Origin of the sequence: Paenibacillus sp. BT-177 (assembly GCF_025846815.2) — a bacterium.
GTDB lineage: Bacteria > Bacillota > Bacilli > Paenibacillales > Paenibacillaceae > Paenibacillus > Paenibacillus polymyxa_C.
Genome location: NZ_JAOYTP010000009.1, coordinates 126,602 through 146,304 on the forward strand (window position 1 = coordinate 126,602; position 19,703 = coordinate 146,304).

Sequence of the window (19,703 nt, forward strand, 5' to 3'; positions counted from 1 at the left end):
GATTTTTTTAAACTTCCTTTCTCATTTCACCGGGGGCCATGCCAAAATGCTTTTTAAATACCCGATAAAAATAAGACACATCTTCATACCCAGCCATCTCTGCAACGGCTTTAATTGAAATCTGTTTATTGGACAGCCATTCCCGCGCCTTTTCCATTCTCCGTTCTACAATGTAGTCCGTTACATTCTGACCATACTCCTGCTTGAATACCTTGCTCATATATTCCTTGCTCACAAAAAAGTTTTTCGCCAACTGCTCCAGTGTAATCGGCCCAGCAAAGTGACTGTCGATATACCGCCGTACCTCCTCCAAATTCAGCTTATTTTTGTATTTCCGTTGCCGAATCAGCTGATCCAATTCCTGAACATAGCATGACGATACGAATTCCAGCGCATGTTCTACAGAGGATAGGGCAGCCTGCGAAAGCGGAAATCGTTCCTTTGCCGTAGAAGTATCCAGCCCGTTATCCGCTGACAGCTCTTTCAGCAGGGAAAGCAACTCCTGTACCAGCCTGCCCAGCATAGGTTGACTTGGTGCTCCATAACTCTCCAGCTCCTGCACAACCTGCCTGCATGTTAAGTTCACCCCGTCACGATTCAGTTCATTAAAATAAAGACGCAGCAGTTGCTTATACCGGGTTAACTTGTGGAAAAACTCATAATCCAGTTCTGTTACTTCTGGCTGCTGTTCGGCCTCCTTGACCTCCAGATCGTTTTTGCATTTGAGCAGCACCGCATTCAGCTCGACAGGATTGACAGGCTTGAGCAAATAATCAACAGCCTTGTAACGGATCGCATGTTTGGCATATGCGAAATCATCATAACCGCTCACGACAATGATTTTCACATCAGGACATTGGTTATTTAGCGCTTGCAGCAGCTCTACTCCGTCCGCACCCGGCATGTGCATGTCCGTAATCACAATGTGGGGAGCTAACTCCCCGACCAGCCTGAATGCCTCGTCTCCATCCTCAGCCTCACCCACTACTACCATTCCAAGCTTTTCCCATGTGCCAAATGTCTTCAAAATATCGCGGTTCCACGGCTCATCGTCAACGATTAATACCCTGATCATATTTTGCCCTCCTCTGCTGAGACGAATGGAATACGAATAGTGACACATGTACCGACTCCCTGCTCACTATCTATAGTCACTCCATAATGCACTCCAAAATTCATTTGTATGCGTGAAGCCACATTGCTTAATCCGATATGACTGCCCTGCGCCCAAATTGGTTCCTCCGATGCGTTTTCCAGCTTAGCCCGAACTTTCTCCAGCTTGTCCGGGGGCATACCGTTACCATTATCGCTGACCGTAATGCACACTTCTTCCTTCATAATTTCCACGCGGATTGCCATTCGCCACGCCCCTGCCTTGCGATCAAGACCATGCTGAAACGCATTTTCCAACAATGGTTGAAGCGATAGCTTCGGCAAACGAATATCCATCGCCTGCTCTTCTGTCTCCACCTGAAATACCAATCTTTGCGGAAAACGACGCTGCTGGATACGCATATAATGTCCCACATGATCAAGTTCTGCACGCAGAGAGGCCATATCCTGAGGCTCACGTACCACGTAACGGAACATCTCACTCAGCGAACGAATGACTTCATAGGTATCCTCCGGCTTTTGCGAAAACACCATACTTCCGATCATTTGCAGCGTATTTTGCAGAAAATGAGGATGAATCTGCGCCTGGAGCGCTTTCAATTCAGCCGTCTTTTTTTGCAAATTGATACTGTATTCCGTCTGGATATGCTCGCGTATTCGGCCTGCCATCCCATGCAGACTTCTTTCCAGTAACCCAATTTCATCCGGTCGTGTACTTGGCTCTCCAACTGGCCCCTTGATCATATCAAGCTCCTGCACCGAACGCGCCAAATGGACAATCGGGCGTGCAGTCCGCCATGCGATGAAAACGGCAATGCAGATGGAAACCAGGATTGAAATCACGCCTACGACAATACCATACAGCATGGTTGAAAAGGCACTGTGGTTAATGGAGGAAGTCGGTACGATTTTGACCAGTTTCAGTCCAACTACATCCAGATCATTGTAGAACACATAATGTTCGGCAGTTTGAAGCATCCCGTGGCCCGGCTTAACATCACGAAGAGCGGTCAGTACTCCTGGAGGAGGAGGCGACTGACGAGCCTGCGTTGGATACATGACCCTGCCATCCCCATCTGTAATCAATACCTGGTGCTGATCCCCACGTCCCAGCAGACCCAGCGTCTGATCAAATTGTGACCATAGCACCTCCAATGAAATGGCCCCCGTCTGCTTCTGGTCTTCAAAACGCCGAATACTGCGTGTCAGTGTAAAGCGATCAGGATCAGCAGGGCTTGATCGAATCGAATAATCCTTGTTCGCTTGCCACATCTCGGCGTACTGCGAGGGAATACCGCTCACTGTCGTAATTTCATTTTGCATACTATTAAAGGTAAATAGGGTTTGCGATTGCTTCAGATACAGCTGAATACCGATGACATGACTCCCGGCTGAATAATATACATTCGCCAGCGTATTCAACATTTTTCGCTGAGCATTAAATTCGCTTGAAAGATTGTCAGGCTCGCGTTCATTCAAATAATCGCTTAGATCAGGGCTGATCTGAATGCTGTAAATCAGATGATTCAGACGATCTAATTGGTCGCTGATATAAATGCCCGTCCATTTCATATTGGACATGTTCGTCTCGACCACTTCGGTTTCCATAGATGCTCTGCTTTTCTCCGCAGCCAGCACCGTGACAGCAATGACAGGCACAACAGATAGAACAATCATCGTCAAAATCAGCTTGAGCTGAATGCTGCTTCGATACGGGGCCGTCAGCGCCCGGAACCAGCGGACTGCTCGGGTTGGCATAGCGATGCACTCCTCTATTCAGCCATATGCGAAAACGCCCCGCAATTCGCAGGGGCGTTTCACTTGCCGGATACTCCCGGCCGATACTATATAAAATGATTCGTACGTCGGTTTCAGCTCACTATTCATCATTTACGCTTCTTCGATAATTATAACACCCCAAGGCTCCAACTGGAGCAATTGTCCATGGGTAACCGCCTGCTCTCCGATCAGCTCCTTGCCGTCTCCGTGCGGATACACCACCGAGCCTGCTTGTTCGGAATAGTTAAAATAGTACCGGATCGTTCGTCCCAAATCATTCGTACCAGACTTAACAATGATCGGATAAGAAGCTTCCTGATCCAGTCCCCATACGCCTGCCTTTTTGGCTACAGAGCTGAACAATTCGCGGATGACCGCCGAACTGATGATACAGCCGATGTAGGTCGCCGTTCCCTGACCATAGCGATTTTGCGTAATCGCAGCATATTTGCCCCAATGCGGGTGATCGTAATAGGCTAATACTTCGGCAGTCGTCGGCATTATCAGCTCCATCCATGTATCTACCTGATTGTCCTCTTCTGCCACTTTAAAAGGATTATCCTTGAGTGTCACATTTTTCGGCTCCACAAACAAGCTGTAATGAATACCACACGCTTCGCTAATCACGCCCGGCTGCTGCGATGTTCTCACCTGCACATGTTCGTCGGTAAATCCGCTGCGGGACGTGTATACCACATGACCACCTTGTTCGACATATCGGTTCAGCTTTTCCAGCAGTGTATCTGGCGCAGAATACAGACTCGGAACGATCAAGAGATCATAGTCATCAAACGATTCTGTACCCGGATGGACGATATCTGTACCAATATTCAGCTTATACAGCTCGTCATACAGACGGCGTACGATGTCATTGTAATTCAGTGGGCTGTTCATATTAAACTTGAACCAGTTAATGGATGTCAACGCTTCGTTGCTAACCAGGATAGCTGTTTTATTTTTCTTTTTCAGATTGACCAGATGCGTGGACAGTCTTGCAAAGTCCTTCCCTATCGTCTGTGCTTCCTCATACACAGGATTCGGTTCAAAATCATGGCTAAGCAGACCCTTCCAGTAGGTTTCGAAGGAATTATGAATGGAATGCCAGTGCCAGTAAGCTACCATATTGGCCCCGGAAGCCAGATGACTGAACGCTTGCAGACGCAATTGTCCCGGATAAGGAACCCAGTGTGTAAACGCCTGCGCCTCCGTTTCCAGCACTAAGTAATTATTATGTTTTGTCGAACGTGCCACATCACCACCGAAAGAGATTTCAATTCCAGTCAAATCATCTTGTGATGGATGGTAAATATCGACACCCGTCACATCAAACGCTTCAGATGCAGCAAAGTGATCCACGTCCGGCTGAACTCCAAAGGAATGACCTCTCCACTCAAAATCAAAATTTTGCGTAACAAATTGGTCTTCCCGCTTATATTCATTGACAATCGCGACCTGCCAGGCCAGGAAGTCCGTCACCAGCTTGCGCTGGAACTGGGAAAAGGCCGCTCCCAAACTTCCATTAATCGTTCCGACCACCGAAGGGAAGTCCTCCCAGCTATTGATGCGATTGCTCCAGTAATCCAAGCCAAATTTGCGGTTCAGCTCCTCCAGTGATTCAAACCGCTCCCGCAAATACTTCACAAACTGTAATTGCACATTGGGACCACTCGTATTGTAATGCTTTGTCTCGTTATCTGTCTGAAAACCAATAACTGCCGGATGTTGGCTTACCCGTCCAATCAGCTTGCGTATGATTCGCTCAGCATGGAACAGATACACCGGGTTCGTAATGTCCATAATCTGACGAGCCCCGTATTTGCCCGGTCCCTGAGGTGTTGTCGCCAAGACATCGGGGTGCTCCTTCACCAGCCATGTGGGTACGGCATAGGTCGGCGTGCCCACAATGACCTCAATACCCGCCTTATGCATGGCGTCCAGCACCCGATCCACGGAGGTGAAATCAAACACTCCGTTCTGCGGTTCATGCGTACTCCAAGTAGATTCGGCTATCCGCACTACATTGATTCCTGCGTCCTTCATCATTTGGATATCTTGGTCCAAACGGTCATAAGGCATATATTCATCATAATAAGCAACACCGTACAATAGCTTTTTCATCGAGTCGTCCTCCAATAAGTTTAATGCTCCCTGATTACAATATGGTGCCGCTTTCAAAAATACTATATATAAACGATTTTTTATGTAAAAGCATGTATTATAGCAATTGTAAGCGCTCTTTTATTATAGATGAATGTTAGGTACAATGAGATTGTCTAAGCGGTGTAAAATTTGCCCTAATCGAAGGTGATCTGATGATATTAAATTCGGATGTTGATACAGCTCTATTCCATGATTGCCAATGGCTACCCATTATTGACTGGAATGTGAAATTTTTTGGCGCTCATATTCATCGGGTCAAAGCGGATTGGTGCATGCCTGAGGAGTCTCATATTGGTTTTGAAATTGCTCTCATTTTAGAAGGTCGTCAGGAAACGATAATGGAGAATAACGTATACTCGGTGGGAAAGGGTGATATTTTAATGATTCCGCCAGGATTCAAGCATGTAACTCAGTGTGTATCCCCGGATGGAATGTATTATTTTAGCACCCATTTTAATGTTGATGATCCGCTGTTCCGTCAAGAAATGATTAAGAACAATCAGCTCTTTTTCCCGGCAGGCACTGAAACCAATACCAAGCTGCAAAAGGTGGTCCATAGCTGGATTAGCATGGTGCGGGAGAACGGAGAATATACGACAGCGGACCGCTTTCGCATGCAGATTGCTTTGTTCGAGCTATTCGGGATATTCTCGCAAATGATTTCTACGGGATTGGAGCCGAGAATTGCACCTTCATCGGTTCAATATGCCAAGGCCATTATGGAAGCAATTCAATCGAGGTTCAAGCCTTATCGGGAGGATGAATCTGGCGAGCAGACATTCCGGCTTGAAGATGTGGCGGCTTCCCTTGGGATCAGTCCAGGCTATGCGCAGGAAGTGTTCCGCAAGGTCTACGGCTATTCACCACGTCACTATCTATCGGAGACCAAGCTGCATGAGGCTAAGGTGCTGATCCAGCAACCCAATCTACCGCTAAACAAGGTAGCTTCCCTACTGGGATACTCCAGTCTGGCTCATTTCAGCAGACAGTTCAAGCGCTGGACAGGTACCAGCCCGCTAAAATACCGCCAGACGTTAAAACCGATTACGGATGAAATTAAGGATATCTAAACATAATGTCGTAAGCTTTTGATTATTCAAGAGCTTACGACATTATGTTTTTATAGAGAACCATTAAGTGGGGAAAGCATGCATATATGTTTTTTATATGAAAAATTATTAACCATTAACAGACAAACTAATCTGCATATTTGCGAAACATAGAATCATTCAACTTAGGTCCTGTGTAGGGTTGTTCCATTTTTATATAAGTATTAACATTTATTTGAATAAAATATCAAAAAAATATAAGGAGTGAAAAATTTTGAAGAAATTGATCAAATCAACACTTGTTTTGGGTTTAATGCTGAATCTATCAGCGTTGACTGCACAAGCTGCCTCAGATCAAAATGAATTAGAAGGGAATTTCAGACCCCCAGTCGAAAGTAATGTAGGAGATCAGTTGTATATTGATGGTGTTCCATATTACTCTTCTGAGGACATTAAAAAATTCGATAAAGAGCAAAAAGAAGATACCCAAACTCTAAACAAAGAAAACAGTCTAGTTCAACCGATGGGCACAAATAAATGGACATTTGTGAATTCAAGTAATTATTATACAGGTCAAGATTACGACAGATTTAACAACGGCAGTAATCAAAGTGTAAGAATGAATTTAGAAACCGAGTCAAAAATGACTGGCGAAGTAACTGGAACTGTAAAATATGGTTTTGAAGCTATCGCAGAAGCTGAGATGAGCTTGAAAATAGGTCAAGAATACAGAAAGAAAGTATCCATTGATGTGACGATTAAACCTTGGCATACAGCCGAACTAAAAAGTGCTGCAAGAGGTATAAAAAGAAATTATGAGTATACTGATACGGGATGGTTTGGCGATACCAAATATACTGCTTCCAGTTATGACAACAACGGCGGTGTAGAATACTGGCTTTACGATAACCCAAGCTAATTAAAAACGAATCGTTTACATAACCCTCCTCAATATGAGGGGGGTTTACCATTTACAAGAAGAGGTGACTACATATTGAAAATTCGTTTTGTTCTAATCATCATGTTGCTACTAACTAATTCTATAGTTTTATTTGGATGTACAAACAATAATCAAGAAAAGGTTATAAATGAATCGAAGAAAAGTGAAGACACTCAATTAGAGTATATACGACAAATAAGTGTACGAGAGAATAGTTATTTCATTTTCAATTCTCATGATGCTAGTCCTAAAAAAATCAAGATAAGTTTCCCTTATAGAGTAGATAGCTTAAACATTAAAAAGGCTTCTTTATTGTTAAAGAATAAAGTTATTTCAGACAATGTGAAAATTGTTCAGATCCATGAAAATGAATTGACTGTGGATATCAATTTTATTCATGAATTTGATGCTGTCGAAGTTGTTCTCAAAGATGGACAAAATGTACGGTTAAATTCCGGTCAATACTATTTTGAAGGTTTTAAAGAAGATAATCTAAATGAATTTGATAAAGAAATCCTTGAAGTTAATAATTTTCACTTAAAATTCAAAGATGGCCATTTGTTAACAGATATCATACTTCCTAAAGATAGGAATTCCAAAATAGAATATATATTTCCATCCCGAATTAGAAAGTATGCATCTAATATAAAGTTCTCTCATCAGAAGATAGATGATAATTCTGTTAAGTATACATTGGAGGCTGATATTTCTCGAAACATACTTTCGGAGAATAATGTAAAATCAGTCATTTTTGATATTGGAATGATTCAAAATTATAAAAATCATAAATGGTTCCTTATAAAAGGAAAAGTCCCTATAGAAGAGTCGGATTTTGGAAAATAAAAAAATCCCCCCTTCTCCAAAAAAAACAAAAAAGAGCGCGATCTGAAAGTATCAGATTCGCGTCTCTTTATAACCACATTATGGAAGCCTGATATCTCCTATGTGCTGATGTACTATATACATCATCCCCATCAGGAATAAGGCCAATCCCAAGTACCCGATTCCGAATGTCCAGCGTGATGCAGCGGGTACTTCGTAATATTTATCATTTTCAAACGGAATGTAGTCAATCCCACACAGCAATCTGAGCTGATACGCATCCGGGGTCGGTATATGTTCTACACCGTTCAGCCATACATGCTGGACAAGACTCTGCTGGGGCAGCAGAAGCGTATGCTCCACATCCAGACTTTCCATATATACCGTTACATATTGCTGTCCCTCCAGATCCGAGTAGGTATTAAAGGATAGTCTACGCGTATGCTCCGGCCCAGGCAGCGGATATCCTTGCTCATACAAATGCTGAACGTTAACCAGCGGCTTCTGTAATAACGACTGAACCTTGACGTCTTTTTTATTGCGTTTGACATATTTTTTGTATAAATCATAGGCAAATAATGCCCAAATAAAGAAAAATAAAATGGATTTCAAATACACAATCACTACAATCCCACCCAGTAGGCCTACCAGCCATAACCAGCGTGTCACTGCTGTAGAAATCCGTCCTCCATCGAGCGGATGAATCGGCAGTAAATTGATCAAGTTCAGGAAAAAACCGATATATGCTAGTGCATACAAAAGTGGACTGTCTGTTGCATACGCTCCTGCGTATACTGCCATAGCCCCAACTGTCCCCAATAACGGGCCGCCCATGGCTACGTAAGCCTCTGTCTGGGCATCCAAAGGATGGCGTTTCATGGTGATTAACGCACCGAGAAAAGGAATAAATAACGGTGTCGACACCGGAAGCCCCTTGCGTTTGGCAGCCAATACATGCCCCAGCTCATGCACAAATAACAGCAACACGAACCCAACCGCAAATCCCCACGGGTATATGATCGCATACGTGCCAATCGTAAATGCCATAGAGATCAGCGCACCACCAAATTTACTGAATTTTAAAAGGGCAAGTAACGATTTGCCTTTCAGCAGGAGCAATGCTGCTGCACTACCAAGATACCATTTGGATGAGCCGGATTTGGAATCGGTCTTATTGTCTTCTTTTTGCAAACGTATCCGTCTCCTTTCTCTAATACTTCCATTGTATCTTGCAATGTGCAGGTTGTAAAAACTTCTATACCCACAGATAAGCGAACTGGGGAAGCTATGTACATTATTCCGTATATTGTAGACATCTGCCAATGTCGAATGGTATATTGGTGCTGGGTTAGATACCCTATTTTGTAAAAGGAGGTTTGCTCATTCATGTGTACTCACTACATGCGTCTCAGATAAAAGGATAGACTTCTGCATGAAGCTCAACTCGTTTTTCACATGAAGGGTTGAAGCTTGTTTAAGTTGCCTTTTTTAAGACTAAATCTGAACAATGAGGTGTGTTTCATATGACTGAAAAGCGTCCCTTGACTAACTCAAAAGATGTTAGCGATATATTGGCCCTTGCCCAAAGCAACGGGCTTCACATACGATATGAAGGATTGGAGCTCAACGAGTCCGGGCTGGATTTCCGGGCTCTATTCGCCAAAGACGTTCAGGGTACCTCTTGGGTTCTACGTACACCGCGACGAATAGATGTGATCCAATCAGCCGCTTACGAGCACAAAGTGCTTCGGTTGATTCGTGATATGCTTCCTGTAGCGGTACCGGATTGGCAAGTATATAGTCCAGAGTTCATCGCCTATCCTCAGCTGGAGGGCACTCCTGCCGCTACTATTGATATCGAAACAAAAAGCTATGTATGGTTCATCAACCCTGACGCTCTGACAGATAGATTCGTTGCTTCGCTCGCTAAAGCCTTAGCCGCGTTGCACCAGACGGATCACCGACGGGCAACCGATTTCGGTGTCCGCGTAAAGCAACACGACGAAGTTCGGCACTTAATGGGTCAGCGAATGGAAGAAACACAGCGCGTCTTTGGTGTATCCGGGGAGCTGTGGCAACGATGGCAGGCCTGGCTGGCAGATGATAGCTACTGGCCGGCATATTCCGCACTTGTCCACGGCGATCTGCACCCAGGCCATATTCTAGTCTCATCAAATACAGAGGTTACTGGAATGCTGGACTGGACCGAGGCCGAAGTAGCTGATCCAGCGATTGATTTTACGAGTTACTATACTTTGTTCGGAGAAGTAGAGCTTACTCGTTTATTGAAGTTTTACAAGACAGCAGGCGGACGTGTATGGCCGCGTATGAGCGAACACATCATTGAACTGACCGCGGCTTACCCTGTGCTTATCGCCGAATTCGCCCTCAAATCCGGACTAGATGAATATATGGAGATGGCACGTAACGCGCTGGGTGTTCATAAGCAAGAAGAAGGACTGCCCGACATATAATATAGCTGTAGCCACCTGGCAGACTTTGGTTCAATGACGGACCAAGGCCTGCTTTTTTTCTGTCCTCTCTCCTTGTTCGTAAAATTACATCCCGTACTCAAGTGTCTTTCCCCCTGTCTGTTCTGTTATCATGTAGAAAACGGAATAACTCAGGAAAGGATTACGAACCATGAGTTTTGAACTTACCCGGCGAGCGATCAGACAACTATGCAGTCAATCTGCTTACGACGACGGGGATGCCTATTACCGGGCCAAAAAGGTGGCCTTTACACAAATAGATCATAATGAAGGTGTGTATGAAGCTACAGTCAAAGGAAGCGGCTTTTATGCTGTTGCTGCGATGATCCGGCCCAACGGCAGTATCCGCGCGGAATGCACCTGTAGCTCATTTCAGACCACCGGACGTTATTGCAAACATATTGCCGCTGTTCTCCTAAATGCCTATGATATGCGACGTGGGAAAAGTGTGTCCGTACGCTCCTATGTCTCCAGACTTCATCCCGGCATTGCCCCAGATCCAGCGGGAAGCATGGGTGAAGACGGGATGTCTACAGATGCCTCAAATGAACACACTACCAGAACAGCACGATCCTCAGGCATCACACAAGGGGATCTCCAGCTGACCGACAGTATGTTAAAACTATTCGGCCGCAAGAGACCGCTTCGCAGCACACCTGCGCTGCTGGATACTCGCGCGATCTTGGATTTTCAATTTGTCATCCGGCCTTTTGCCTACGGTTACCAAAAATATATGTTTGGATTGGAAATGAAGGCTGGACCCAAACGATTATACATCGTTCAGAAAATCCGTCCGTTTCTGGACAGTATCGACCGTGGGAATAGCTACATGTTCACGAAGAGCTTCTCTTACGAGCCTGAGCTGTACCGCTTCCGAGCTGAACATGATGCGATCCTACAGCAATTATCCCAGGTATGCCATCAGGAGCGCATGATTCGGGAAACCTCTGGCACGTATTCAGCCTCCGGCAGTCATATGAGTGGCGAGCGAATGCTTCTCATCCCGCCTGCCGCTTGGGATAGGCTGTTCCCCTTGCTGACAGCAGCACAGGGCGTCTATTTTGAAATTCACGGTAACATGAGCGAAGGTATTCCTCAGTCCGACCTGATGCTTCCGCTGCAATTTGAATTTGATGAGGCCGAATCCACAAGCGAAGGCTACCAGTTAAGCATTCAAGGATTAGATGACTTGACCATCATGGAGGACTACGGTGTCGTCATTGCCGATGGCAAGCTTGTCACGCAGAAGGATGATTCCTTACGGCGTTTGTCCGAGCTCAAACGGATGGTCGAGGTACATCACAGACGAGCAGTCCAGATCGCACCAGAACAGATGGAAGCTTTTATGGATAAAGTCGTGCCCGGCTTAATGAAGCTCGGACGTGTCCATATGACCCGTTCTGTCTCAGAGCGGGTCGCCCAGCATCCGTTGAAGGCCAAGCTGTATCTGGACCGGGTAAGAGACAAACTGCTGGCAGGATTGGAATTCCAATATGGGGACATCATCATCAACCCATTGGAAACAGATGCACGAACACCAGGTAACGACCGGATTCTGATACGTGATGGTGAACAGGAGCAACGGATTTTGAAACTGATGGAGCATAGCTCCTTCGCCAGAACAGACAGCGGATATTTTATGGAAGATGAAGATGCGGAGTATGACTTTTTGTACCATACGGTTCCACAACTGGAAAAGTTGCTGGACGTCTATGCCACGGGTGCAGTCAAATCGAAAATCAATAATACCCTGCCTGTCCCAAGAATACGGGCGGAGTGGGATGAACGTACGGATTGGCTTGAATTTAAATTTGATATTGAGGGTATACCGGAATCGGAAATTCGCAAGCTGCTCCAATCGTTGGAAGAAAAACAGAAATATCACCGTCTGCCGAATGGTGCCCTGCTGCCACTGGAAACAGAGGAGTACAAGGAATTAATTCGGTTCATGAACGAAACAGGTATCCGCAAAAGCGATCTGGATGCAGCGCAGATTCGAATCCCGGTCACGCAAGGTCTGTATTTAATTGATCCTCACGATCATGTAAAAAGCCTGACCTTGGGTAAAACCTTTCGCCAGCTGCTAGAAAATATACGCAATCCTGACCATCTCGACTTTCCAGTACCCGTCACGCTTGCCCCTATCTTGAGAGATTATCAGGTCTACGGTTTTCAATGGCTTAAGACCTTAGCACATTACCGTTTTGGAGGTATTTTGGCAGATGATATGGGGCTGGGCAAAACGCTGCAAAGCATTGCCTTCCTCGTTTCAGTATTGCCGGAAATTCGCAGTCAGCAGCTTCCAGCCATGATCGTGTCCCCTGCATCACTGGTGTACAATTGGCGGAATGAACTGGAGAAATTCGCCCCGCATATCCGTGTCACTATTGCTGATGGCAGCCCGGAGGAACGGAGTCGAATTATACGGGATGCTGCCAGCTATGACGTTATTATTACTTCCTATCCGCTGCTGCGACGCGATGCGGATGTGTACAGCAAGCCATCGTTTCATACGCTTATTCTGGACGAGGCGCAAGCGTTCAAGAATCATGCTACCCAGACGGCACAGGCCGTTAAGGATGTACAAGCCCGTTACCGCTTTGCCCTGACAGGAACGCCAATCGAGAATACATTGGAAGAACTTTGGTCCATCTTCGACGTTGTATTTCCTGAGCTATTTCCCGGCGGAAAAAGAGCGTTTCACAACCTGCCTCGAAATGTGATTGCCAAGCGGGTTCGTCCGTTCCTGCTGCGCCGTCTGAAGAGCGATGTACTTAAGGAACTGCCGGAGAAAATCGAATCCGTGCAGGTATCACGCCTCCTGCCAGATCAGAAAAAGCTGTACACGGCTTATCTGGCCAAGCTCCAGCATGAAACGTTGAAGCATCTTAACGAAGAAGGATTTCAGAAAAACCGGATCAAAATTCTGGCAGGTCTGACCCGGCTTCGTCAGCTCTGCTGTCATCCGGGCTTATTCATAGAAGGATATACGGGAAGCTCGGCCAAATTTGAACAACTGCTGGAGATTATTACGGAATGTCTCAGCTCCGGGAAGCGGATGCTCATTTTTTCACAGTTCACTACGATGCTTCAAATGGTCGGACGTGAGCTTTCCCGTGAAGGGGTTCCCTACTTTTACCTGGATGGACAGACTCCTGCCCCCGAACGAGTCGAGCTGTGCAGTCGCTTTAACGAAGGAGAACGCGAGCTGTTCCTGATTTCCCTCAAGGCAGGAGGTACGGGTCTGAACCTCACCGGCGCAGATACCGTTATTCTATATGACCTGTGGTGGAATCCCGCTGTAGAGGAGCAGGCTACCAACCGTGCACACCGAATGGGCCAGAAAAAAGTTGTGCAGGTTATTCGGCTCGTCGCCCAAGGTACGGTAGAGGACAAAATGTATGAGCTACAGCAAAAAAAGAAAAACCTGATCGACCAGGTCATTCAACCGGGGCAAGAAAGCCTTTCAGCACTGACCGAGCTGGAAATTCGTGAGCTGCTCATGATCTAACCAGCTCTTCCACGCTTATTTTTACGATACTGACACTTCAGAACCCAAAAGGTCCAATGAGGGTGGAAATCTTCCCGCATTGGACCTTTTAATGTTCCATATGTGATTGTCCTGCTCAAACCGATTCATCCTGTTTGAGCACTCTAGGCTCAATGGGAACCAGATTAGATTCAATCTGGGCGCGCTGAGACTCATACCATTCAGGCAGCATCAGCTTGTGCCCCAACTCATTCAATTCCTCATCCACCGTAAATCCGGGCGGATCGGTTGCGATCTCGAATAATATACCGCCTTGCTCGCGGAAGTATACGGCATTGAAGTATTGGCGATCTACAATGCCACTCGTCCCAAAACCATGCTGACGAACCCATTCGTTCCACGCCTGATGTTCGGTATCGTCCTGCGCGCGCCACGCAATATGGTGAACCGTACCGGCGCCGCCGTTCCCCCACGGTACATCCTTGACTGGAATGTCGATCAGGTTGCCCAAATCCCCAGTCGTCTGATAACGGATATAGCCCGCATCTGCGTCTTCACCGATGGGAGTCATGCCCAGAACATTCTCCAGCACGCCTTGGGTGTGCTTGGAATCCGCACTGTAGAGCACTGCTCCTCCAAAGCCCTTGATCGCTTTATCTGTAGGTACGCCTCCAGCTGTCCACGTGTTCACCGGGCCTTCCTCGCGCTCCACCAATTCCAGATGCAAGCCCTCATTGTCTCGGAACTGGATGAATGACTCGCCAAAGCGAGTAGCCTTCGTGAAGGATACCTTCAAGCTGTGCAGACGGTTTTCCCAGTAATCTAGCGAGCCCAGCGGCACGACATACGTCGTAATCCCGACTTGCCCGCCTCCAATTTTACCCTTGCGTGTACCCGGAGCCGGAAAAAAGGTAATGATCGTTCCCGGGCTGCCTTCTTCATTCCCAAAATACAAGTGATATACTTCTGGAGCGTCAAAGTTAATTGTCTTTTTGATCAATCTCAAACCAAGCACACCTGCATAAAAGTCAACATTGCCCTGCGGATCGCCTGCAAAGGACGTAATATGGTGAATTCCAGCGGTTTTCAAAGACATCTCAGTCACTCCTTAATGAACATGATGATTTACAAATTTCAAAATCCATTGTAGCTAACAAACTGTCCAACTGGCTTGCGATATCCTCTTGCCCGCTGACCTGATTCGTCCTCTTTTCCCAAGGTGATCATCATCACGGGTACAAATTGCTCTGGGATATTCAGTACTTCCTGCACCTTCGCCGGGTCAAAACCGATCATCGGACAAGTATCCCAGCCTTTGTCCTTGGCAATCAACATAAATTGCATAGCCGACAGGCTGGCATTACGAATTGCTTCTTCTCTCTGGAAGACAGGTCCCCGCTCGCGATAGAACTGAGTTACCGATTCTACTGTGCTATCATATTCCTGCTTGCTCAGAACACCCAAATTCAGGAACCCTTCGTTGAGGTCAGCTACCTTGGTATAAGCCTCTGTATCACCTAGCACTATAATGGTGGCCGAAGCAGTTAATATTTTATACTGCTTACTTGCCTCATCATGCAGCCTTTGTTTGATTTCTGCATCCTGCACTACGATATAACGCGCATGCTGTAAATTAAAAGCCGATGGAGCGAACTTCACCAGCTGAAATATCTCTTCCAGTTCTTTTGCATCTATAGTAACATCAGGAATAAATTTAGAAGCCGATCTTCTCTCTTGAATAACATTCACCAGTTCGCTCATATTCAGGTCCACTCCTTGGTATTATTTTCAAATAAATTATCTTTAAATTAAGAATATATCTTTAGTTGTTTTCTGTCAAGTAAAACTGTAAAAGTGTTATGTACGGGCTTACCACCCTTTACAGATCCGTTGACCGTATCCTCATCGTAATCGATTCGCGTTGCGCTTTGGTTAAGCCCTTGAAGACCAGCTCATACGAATGGTCGATCATGCTGTACAAATCCTCCAACGGGAAGCTGTTATCAACCTCTATCGTATTCCAATGCTTTTTGTTCAAATGATAGCCTGGTTTAATGGCCTTGTTCTGCTCACGCAGGTTTTCTGCAATGACCGGATCACATTTCAAGGATACGTGGCTAATGCCATCTTTTTCAGTCAGGAGAGCAAACATCTTGCCCCCTACCTTTAGTACCAGGGGATCAGCACCAAATGGATAATCCTTAACAGCCTCTTTTTGACTCAGACCATACGCTACAATTTGCTCAAACATCAGCCTTCTCTCCTCTGCTCCAAGTTATCGGTCTATAAACCTATTGCGCCCTATTATATCACCTCTATACGCTCCATATACACTAGGTTCGTGCTTTATGGATACCATCACACACACGCTGTTCGGATTGGATTTATATGGGACAGGAACCCTATATTCTGGTATACTTCCCTGAGAGGCTGTATCGATATATTCGAACGGTACTCTGGTAAGATGCATTTTAATAAGTATAAGTGTGAGCCTATGGAGGTGAACTCGTTGGATTTTGCTCTGATCCGAAAGGACCGAGACAAAAGAACGGTCGCAAATTGACTCTTTTTTTTGCCTTTCGGACCTTTTCAGCAACAACGTGCTGAAAGGTTTTTTGTTTTTCAAAAACTAAGTTAGGAAAGGCAGGGACCCTATGATGCGGTTTCTAGTTGTGGGTGCAGGTGCTATTGGAGGCTATTTCGGGGGACGCCTGGTTCAAAAGGGAGAAGATGTAACCTTTCTCGTCCGCCCTTCCAAGAAGCTTCATTTGGCAGAAAACGGTCTTACGATTCAAAGTGTGCACGGAGATTTTCAGACACCGATCCAGGCTATCACCTATGGTGAAGCTACTGAGCCATTTGACTGTATTATTCTCGCGGTCAAAGCGTACCACCTGCCTCCATTGCAACCCGATCTAACGCCTTATATCGGCAAAAATACAATGATTCTTCCGTTACTTAACGGTTATGAACATTTTGGATCTTTACGCGAATATTTCGGGGCTGAAAAAGTGCTGGGTGGGCTTTGTTATATTGAAACGACGTTAAATCACAAAGGCTCTATCGTTCAGACAAGCCCGTTCCACCGCATTGTTTTTGGTGAATGGGATGGAGGAAACTCAGAGCGGGCGCAACTACTATGTAGCCATCTTGATCATGCAGGCTTCACAGTCACACACAGTCATGACATTCAGCGTGAAATTTGGCAGAAGTATATATTTATTGCCAGCATGAGCGGAATCACAACCCTGATGGGTACCTCCGTCGGACCTATACTCGCCACGCCCGAATCGCGTGCAATCTATAAAAAGCTACTGCATGAGATCGTCACAATCGCACGCAATGCAGATATGCCTATTCATTCAGAAATGGAAGCACATACGCTAAAAACGATGGATTCCTTAAAGCCTGAGATGATGTCTTCCATGCAACGTGATATGCAGAAAAATCTACCGGTTGAAGCAAGCCATCTGCATGGTGCACTTCTGGCATTGGCTTCTAGCAGTAATATTTCATATCCGATACTTGAAACGGTGTATGCCCGCTTAAAGGTCTATGAAAGCTTATTGAATTGAATACGAAGTAGGTGGCCATCCGAAAAAGCAGATCCTTCTATAATGAAGGATCTGCTTTGAATTTCCCTATACCTTTCCTCGGCAAGCTTGCCCAAGCCCTTGAAGTAATGCTTCCAGCTCCTGTCTAGTTTCAGCATTTGTAATGATGCCTTCTTGATTCAGCTTCAATGTGATATGCGGAATAATGACCTTTCCATTTTCCACAATCTCTGCATTGATCATTTGCAATGTGAGCAGTAGCGAAGCATGAGCCAGATTGCCGCCCATAGGGGACGGTGAAGCGCTAATGACCGCTGTAGGCTTGTTTACAAATTCACCTGAAGATACGAGCCAGTCCAAGGCATTTTTCAAAGCACCCGGCACACCATTGCCATATTCCGGCGTACAGATCAGCACTCCATCGGCTTGTTTCAATTGCTCCCGTAGCTCTCTTACGGAAGCTGGCCCCTCCTCTACATCCAAGTCAGGATTAAAATGGGGCAGATCCCCCAATCCATTATAAACTATGAATGATATATTTTCAGAAGCCAATCCAATAGTAGCCTTCATAAGCGCGGTGTTGGAAGATTTTTGACGAAGGCTCCCCGATATAGCCAATACCTTAATCTTTTGTTCCATCCTTATCATCTCATTTCTTTTCACTTGATCTAATCTTGATACTCAGTGTACTACAGTCAACGCCAGGAAAATCAAAAAAATGCCTGCGGCTTCGCAGGCATTTGTGATGAAGAATCCATGGTCACTATTGTATTCACATCGTGTAGTGCTATATTAGGTATCCTTCTCTTGCTTGCGTTGTACCCCAATCAGGTCAAGGAAGAAAACAAACAACGGAATACCTACAATCAAGCCCCACACCCCAATTAGATGCTCAGAGAAGATCAATACAACAAAGGTGAAGAAGATCGGTAAATTGGTTTTGGATGACATCAGCTTCGGGTTCAGGAAATAGGCTTCAATCGCATGAATAACTACGATCAGAATAACCAAGTAAATCACATAATTGATTCCTCCGACGCTAAAAGCAATCAGACCGAGCGGGATCAGGGAAATAAATACACCCGCCACTGGCACCAATCCCAATAAGAATATAATGAGCGCGAGGCCGAGCAGATTGGGAAAACCCATAATCCAAAGAGCTGTCGTCGTCAATATACAGTTGATGAGTGAAATCAATAGTTGAGCTTCCAGCACCTTCCCGAATGTACCCAGAAACATGCGTCCAAAATGGCCCACTTCCTTGAAGAACCAACCCAGCTTACTATCCACAAACGTAGCTGTAAAGCGTGTAATATAGGATTTTTCCATCAGGAAGAACAAGCTCAAAATAATCGATACCAGCAGTTGTGTTCCCAGTTGGCTGATTTTCATTACCGCATTCCAGCCAGGCTCAAATAACCGCTGAACATTAAGCGTGTCCATAAATTCAATAATCGTTTCGTTCCATTGGTTACGATCAGGATACATGTAGGCTTGCTGAATCATGAGATACACCTGCTTGACCTGTACACTGATTAGCGGCACCATTCGGTAAACTCCCCACACGATAATCAGAATCAGCAACCCGTATACTAGTAGCAGCACGATCATAGGCGGCACATTGGCGAACCGCTTGATCAGCTTATTCACACCGTTATATATACTGCCAATCAAGATCGTAAGCAACAGTGTTAACAAAATAATATTCATCATGCTTCTTAACATAAAGAGCAGTAAAACGATTATCGCAAGGACAGCTGCCCGCCTGACGCCTGCATGATTCATCCAGTTTCTTACCATTCGTCTTTATTCCCTCTCTCCTACTTGACTGTCACCCTTGCAATCTTCCTCGGCATTAACTTTCTCTCTTTAATAATTTACTGTTAGCAATCAATAGAGAACCCACCATGACTAGGATAGCAATGGACCACCAGAATGTATTTTGAGCATCATCATGGTCCACAATAATGAGCCTGATGACGGCTGTAATCCCAATATAGATGAAATAACGTAATGGAAAATGAAAATTGGTTTTAAAGTACTTAACTATTAATGCAATGAATTCAAAATACAAGAAGAATACAAGCAGTTCTTCCGTGAATTCATAGTAATTTTTGTCGGCTTCTGTATACAAGAACACATATGAAAATATGGACCATGTTTCTTTTAGAAGTAAGAAGCTTAAAATCAGCCCGACTAGAAACAGCGAGATGTTCAAGATTATTTGCAGAAAACCAGGTAACTTTTCAATATACTTCATTAATGCATTCAATACAGATCCCCTCACTGGTTGTACAGGTTCTT

Annotated in this window: 16 protein-coding genes; 6 read left to right on the plus strand and 10 right to left on the minus strand. The window is 45.3% G+C overall.

What is annotated here, in order from left to right:
- Nucleotides 1-7 precede the first annotated feature (7 nt).
- From OIU26_RS21465 to OIU26_RS21475, 3 genes are all read right to left on the minus strand, one after another.
- Entirely contained in the window at nucleotides 8-1,075 is a 1,068-nt protein-coding gene (locus OIU26_RS21465; protein ID WP_165082978.1) for a response regulator transcription factor, read from the minus strand.
- Nucleotides 1,072-2,871, minus strand: coding sequence for a sensor histidine kinase (locus OIU26_RS21470; RefSeq protein ID WP_264217951.1), 1,800 nt, complete (start codon nucleotides 2,869-2,871; stop codon nucleotides 1,072-1,074). The genes OIU26_RS21465 and OIU26_RS21470 overlap by 4 nt, the downstream gene beginning before the upstream one ends.
- A gap of 132 nt (nucleotides 2,872-3,003) precedes the next feature.
- Nucleotides 3,004-5,010: a beta-galactosidase gene (locus tag OIU26_RS21475; RefSeq protein WP_264217952.1), complete on the minus strand. Its 2,007-nt coding sequence runs from the start codon at nucleotides 5,008-5,010 to the stop codon at nucleotides 3,004-3,006.
- A gap of 194 nt (nucleotides 5,011-5,204) precedes the next feature.
- Here OIU26_RS21475 and OIU26_RS21480 point away from each other — a divergent pair, with 194 nt between their 5' ends.
- The 3 genes from OIU26_RS21480 (at nucleotide 5,205) to OIU26_RS21490 (ending at nucleotide 7,884) form a co-directional block, all read left to right on the plus strand.
- A complete protein-coding gene (locus OIU26_RS21480) occupies nucleotides 5,205-6,122 on the plus strand; it encodes an AraC family transcriptional regulator (RefSeq protein WP_264217953.1) in 918 nt (305 codons plus the stop codon).
- Between the two features lie 253 nt (nucleotides 6,123-6,375).
- Nucleotides 6,376-7,020 (plus strand): hypothetical protein, encoded by a 645-nt coding sequence (locus OIU26_RS21485; RefSeq protein ID WP_064961750.1) that lies wholly within the window; start codon nucleotides 6,376-6,378, stop codon nucleotides 7,018-7,020.
- 75 nt (nucleotides 7,021-7,095) lie between these two features.
- Nucleotides 7,096-7,884, plus strand: a complete 789-nt coding sequence (locus tag OIU26_RS21490; protein ID WP_264217954.1) for a hypothetical protein — start codon at nucleotides 7,096-7,098, stop codon at nucleotides 7,882-7,884.
- A gap of 78 nt (nucleotides 7,885-7,962) precedes the next feature.
- On the opposite strand, the gene OIU26_RS21495 is transcribed toward OIU26_RS21490, so the two are convergent.
- The gene (locus OIU26_RS21495; protein WP_264217955.1) at nucleotides 7,963-9,054 is read right to left on the minus strand and encodes a site-2 protease family protein; all 1,092 of its coding nucleotides are present in this window, start codon (nucleotides 9,052-9,054) and stop codon (nucleotides 7,963-7,965) included.
- 332 nt (nucleotides 9,055-9,386) lie between these two features.
- Between OIU26_RS21495 and OIU26_RS21500 the strand changes: the two genes are divergently transcribed.
- Nucleotides 9,387-10,337, plus strand: coding sequence for a macrolide 2'-phosphotransferase (locus tag OIU26_RS21500; protein WP_264217956.1), 951 nt, complete (start codon nucleotides 9,387-9,389; stop codon nucleotides 10,335-10,337).
- 169 nt (nucleotides 10,338-10,506) lie between these two features.
- Nucleotides 10,507-13,866 carry an SNF2 helicase associated domain-containing protein gene (locus OIU26_RS21505; protein ID WP_264217957.1) on the plus strand — a complete coding sequence of 1,120 codons (3,360 nt, stop codon included), beginning with the start codon at nucleotides 10,507-10,509 and terminating at the stop codon, nucleotides 13,864-13,866.
- A 115-nt stretch (nucleotides 13,867-13,981) separates the two neighbouring features.
- Here OIU26_RS21505 and OIU26_RS21510 read toward each other — a convergent pair whose 3' ends face one another.
- From OIU26_RS21510 to OIU26_RS21520, 3 genes are all read right to left on the minus strand, one after another.
- Nucleotides 13,982-14,941, minus strand: coding sequence for a ring-cleaving dioxygenase (locus OIU26_RS21510; RefSeq protein WP_264217958.1), 960 nt, complete (start codon nucleotides 14,939-14,941; stop codon nucleotides 13,982-13,984).
- Nucleotides 14,942-14,979: 38 nt separating this feature from the next.
- Complete coding sequence (locus OIU26_RS21515; protein WP_025677994.1) at nucleotides 14,980-15,606, minus strand: nitroreductase family protein; 627 nt, start codon at nucleotides 15,604-15,606, stop codon at nucleotides 14,980-14,982.
- Between the two features lie 118 nt (nucleotides 15,607-15,724).
- Nucleotides 15,725-16,096, minus strand: a complete 372-nt coding sequence (locus tag OIU26_RS21520) for an MmcQ/YjbR family DNA-binding protein (protein ID WP_264217959.1) — start codon at nucleotides 16,094-16,096, stop codon at nucleotides 15,725-15,727.
- A 406-nt stretch (nucleotides 16,097-16,502) separates the two neighbouring features.
- Between OIU26_RS21520 and OIU26_RS21525 the strand changes: the two genes are divergently transcribed.
- Nucleotides 16,503-17,420: a ketopantoate reductase family protein gene (locus OIU26_RS21525; protein ID WP_264217982.1), complete on the plus strand. Its 918-nt coding sequence runs from the start codon at nucleotides 16,503-16,505 to the stop codon at nucleotides 17,418-17,420.
- Nucleotides 17,421-17,486: 66 nt separating this feature from the next.
- Here OIU26_RS21525 and OIU26_RS21530 read toward each other — a convergent pair whose 3' ends face one another.
- The 3 genes from OIU26_RS21530 to psiE all read right to left on the minus strand — a co-directional run bounded on the left by OIU26_RS21530 (nucleotide 17,487) and on the right by psiE (nucleotide 19,671).
- Entirely contained in the window at nucleotides 17,487-18,047 is a 561-nt protein-coding gene (locus OIU26_RS21530) for an NADPH-dependent FMN reductase (protein WP_264217960.1), read from the minus strand.
- A gap of 144 nt (nucleotides 18,048-18,191) precedes the next feature.
- The gene (locus OIU26_RS21535) at nucleotides 18,192-19,199 is read right to left on the minus strand and encodes an AI-2E family transporter (RefSeq protein WP_013369319.1); all 1,008 of its coding nucleotides are present in this window, start codon (nucleotides 19,197-19,199) and stop codon (nucleotides 18,192-18,194) included.
- Nucleotides 19,200-19,254: 55 nt separating this feature from the next.
- Nucleotides 19,255-19,671: a phosphate-starvation-inducible protein PsiE gene (gene psiE / locus OIU26_RS21540; RefSeq protein WP_013369318.1), complete on the minus strand. Its 417-nt coding sequence runs from the start codon at nucleotides 19,669-19,671 to the stop codon at nucleotides 19,255-19,257.
- Nucleotides 19,672-19,703: the final 32 nt, after the last annotated feature.

Excerpts from the sequence above, each read along its gene's own strand:
- OIU26_RS21465 (WP_165082978.1), bottom strand. The coding sequence starts at position 1,075 with ATGATCAGGGTATTAATCGTTGACGATGAGCCGTGGAACCGCGATATT.
- OIU26_RS21470 (WP_264217951.1), bottom strand. The coding sequence starts at position 2,871 with ATGCCAACCCGAGCAGTCCGCTGGTTCCGGGCGCTGACGGCCCCGTAT.
- OIU26_RS21475 (WP_264217952.1), bottom strand. The coding sequence starts at position 5,010 with ATGAAAAAGCTATTGTACGGTGTTGCTTATTATGATGAATATATGCCT.
- OIU26_RS21480 (WP_264217953.1), top strand. The coding sequence starts at position 5,205 with ATGATATTAAATTCGGATGTTGATACAGCTCTATTCCATGATTGCCAA.
- OIU26_RS21500 (WP_264217956.1), top strand. The coding sequence starts at position 9,387 with ATGACTGAAAAGCGTCCCTTGACTAACTCAAAAGATGTTAGCGATATA.
- OIU26_RS21505 (WP_264217957.1), top strand. The coding sequence starts at position 10,507 with ATGAGTTTTGAACTTACCCGGCGAGCGATCAGACAACTATGCAGTCAA.
- OIU26_RS21510 (WP_264217958.1), bottom strand. The coding sequence starts at position 14,941 with ATGTCTTTGAAAACCGCTGGAATTCACCATATTACGTCCTTTGCAGGC.
- OIU26_RS21515 (WP_025677994.1), bottom strand. The coding sequence starts at position 15,606 with ATGAGCGAACTGGTGAATGTTATTCAAGAGAGAAGATCGGCTTCTAAA.
- OIU26_RS21520 (WP_264217959.1), bottom strand. The coding sequence starts at position 16,096 with ATGTTTGAGCAAATTGTAGCGTATGGTCTGAGTCAAAAAGAGGCTGTT.
- OIU26_RS21525 (WP_264217982.1), top strand. The coding sequence starts at position 16,503 with ATGCGGTTTCTAGTTGTGGGTGCAGGTGCTATTGGAGGCTATTTCGGG.
- OIU26_RS21530 (WP_264217960.1), bottom strand. The coding sequence starts at position 18,047 with ATGATAAGGATGGAACAAAAGATTAAGGTATTGGCTATATCGGGGAGC.
- OIU26_RS21535 (WP_013369319.1), bottom strand. The coding sequence starts at position 19,199 with ATGGTAAGAAACTGGATGAATCATGCAGGCGTCAGGCGGGCAGCTGTC.